This is a genomic window from Polaromonas sp. P1_E1_2 (assembly GCF_056406035.1).
Genome location: NZ_JBFUAZ010000625.1, coordinates 1 through 2,453, shown reverse-complemented (window position 1 = coordinate 2,453; position 2,453 = coordinate 1). Strand labels below are relative to the sequence as shown.

At 51.5% G+C, this 2,453-nt stretch carries 2 protein-coding genes and 2 pseudogenes; all 4 read left to right on the top strand.

The genetic code is table 11. From position 1 onward, the window contains the following. Positions 1-104 precede the first annotated feature (104 nt). Positions 105-254 (top strand): annotated as a pseudogene (locus tag AC1D1P_RS20920) (DUF4236 domain-containing protein); the annotation flags it as partial. A 66-nt stretch (positions 255-320) separates the two neighbouring features. After that, positions 321-1,286 carry a DUF4236 domain-containing protein gene (locus AC1D1P_RS20915; RefSeq protein WP_477674285.1) on the top strand — a complete coding sequence of 322 codons (966 nt, stop codon included), beginning with the start codon at positions 321-323 and terminating at the stop codon, positions 1,284-1,286. 53 nt (positions 1,287-1,339) lie between these two features. Next, a pseudogene (locus AC1D1P_RS20910) lies at positions 1,340-1,675 on the top strand (ATP-binding protein); the annotation flags it as partial. Positions 1,676-2,031: 356 nt separating this feature from the next. Continuing rightward, on the top strand, positions 2,032-2,453 hold a 422-nt coding region (locus AC1D1P_RS20905; RefSeq protein WP_477674284.1), incomplete at its 3' end, for a hypothetical protein.

The following is a 2,453-nucleotide window of genomic DNA, read 5'->3' as shown; positions in this document are numbered from 1 at the left end:
GCCCCATACCTCTCCCTTCTACTCCATGTAGATGATGCCCGCTACCAAACTAAAGTGCAGACTCAAGGTGCCATTCGGGGTTACGGGGGCATAGAGGAGTGGATATGCGATTCAGAAAATCTATCAAGCTTGCACCAGGCATACGGTTGAACTTGAGTGGGAGCTGCGCGAGTTGGACGCTGGGCCCTCGGGGTGCGTCGGTTGGAATAGGAAAGCGCGGGACATTCCTTAATACTGGCATTCCCGGTACTGGGCTTTCATTTCGGCAATCGTTGACCTCTGGCGCTAGGAGCGCTGTAGCAGGTCCTCAAAGCGCACCCTTGGAGCGCGTCAGCCTCACTGTTGAAGTCGCTGACGACGGTACTGTCAGCTTCCGAGATTCATCTGGCAACCCGGCGTCAGATGCGTTGATAGCCGCCGCAAAGACACAGAAAAGTGATTCGATCCGCGGCCTGATCCAACAGGCGTGCGACAGAATCAACGACCAGGTTGATGCGGTCAGTCAACTTCACTTGTCTACGCCGGACCCCAGGACTCCACCTCATTTTCAACAGCAACTGTTTCCTGAACCAAAGCCTACGACACCGAAACCCCGGTCGCTAGGATTCTTTGCCAAACTTTTTAGATCGAATGTGGAAAGAGTTAACGCGGAGCATCGTCATGCGATGGCAACTTACGAGTTGACGTTGAATGAATGGGAAGAGGCCAAGCGCCAATTCGATGCCTTAGAAGAGGAGCGAAGGCAATTGTTCTTTAGAGTTCAAAGGGGTGAGCAAGAGGCCGTGGAGTCTTTTTTTGGAAATGTCCTGCTTGACATTGGCTGGCCGAGAGAGACCCTTGTTTCTTTTGAAGTTAGCGAATCAGGCACTTCGGTCAGGCTTGATGTGGATCTTCCAGAGGCGGAGGACATGCCGAAGAAGACAGCGACCGTTCCTCAGAGAGGCTACAGACTTTCGATTAAGGAGCTCGGGCCAGTGCAGCTTCAAAAGCTGTACGCGCAGCATATTCACTCAATTGGATTTCGGCTCCTTGGCGAAGCTTTCGCAATGATTCCAACCTCTCAAGAGGTCTTGCTTTCAGGGTACTCCCAGCGAGTAAGTTCAGCGACCGGGCAGGTTCAGGAGGAGTACCTGTTTTCAGTGAAGGTGTCGCGAGCTGATTGGGAGCGGATCGACTTTGCTCGACTTGGGGACATTGATGCCGCGGAGGCTTTGGGCCAGTTTCATCTTGTTCGTTCTATGACGAAATCCGGTCTCTTTAAACCTATAACTCCTTTAGCGGGCTAGTGTTTTTACCGATCGGTTGGTGTCACTGAATGGCTACTTTATTTGAGCGTCAAGGTCGCGATCCCCGCGTGAGCGCGCGGCGGCTGTACGTGGATCTGGTGATTCTGGATGAGCTGGGCTATCTGCCGTTCAGCGAGTCAGGAGGTGCACTCCTCTTTCACTTGCTTTCCAAGCTCTACGAAAGAACTAGTGTCGTAATTACGACCAATTTGAGCTTTGGAGAATGGGCCAGTGTCTTTGGTGATGCAAAAATGACGACCGCTCTTCTAGATCGACTCACCCACAGATGTCATATCCTTGAGACTGGAAACGACAGCTATCGATTCAAAAACAGCTCTGCAAAGACTCAGCCCAAAAAGGAGAAAACCAAGAACTTATCCACATCGTGAGCACCTTCTGCTCACAAAGAGTGTGGGTCAAAATTCGATGGAAAACTCGGGTCAGACTTCGGTGCAATTCAACAAGCGCATTGCTAGCGGCCCTAAAGCGCTTGTTTGATCAGGTAGTTCACGCAAGTTTGCCTGGGTTGCACGGAATTGAGTTGCGACGATGCTGGTTTCTCTCATTGAAAAACGGATCTTCCATGCGCAATCTGCTTGGGCCGAATCTAGGGTGGAAATCTGAGCACCATCCCGGTCAATCGGGCGGCTCGACGAACGTTGGACAAAACAGAGTCAATATGCCGAGGGATAACGGGGACCTATTGAGCCTAGCCCGTAGAGTTACCTGGCGAGATGGCGTTTGCATGATGTTCGGGGATGAATTTCAATTCACGAATCAGGGTGATGCCAATGCCCGGGTCACAAAAATTCTCCTGCAGTTGAGGGGAATAGGCCCGCCATTCCTCTACTGCTGCAACTACAGCCTCGGCCACTTACTTAAAAGGCGTCGACAGGAGGATCGTGATCGACTGCTTACACAGCCGTTGTTCCTCGAGCCCGAGCAGGTTTCCACCCTGGATTGGAAAAATTATCTCAGAGAGTTAAAGAAAACAGCGCCGAAGGTCTTCACATTCAATGTAGACGAGGTGGAAGTTGAAATCCATCATCTCACATTTGGTATTAGGCGGGCCGTGATCGCGTTGCTTGTCGCCGCCTATGAAATTGCCAGGTGCCGAGGAAAACATCCTGAGGTGGGAATACTTGACATCCGCAAGGCCTACAAATC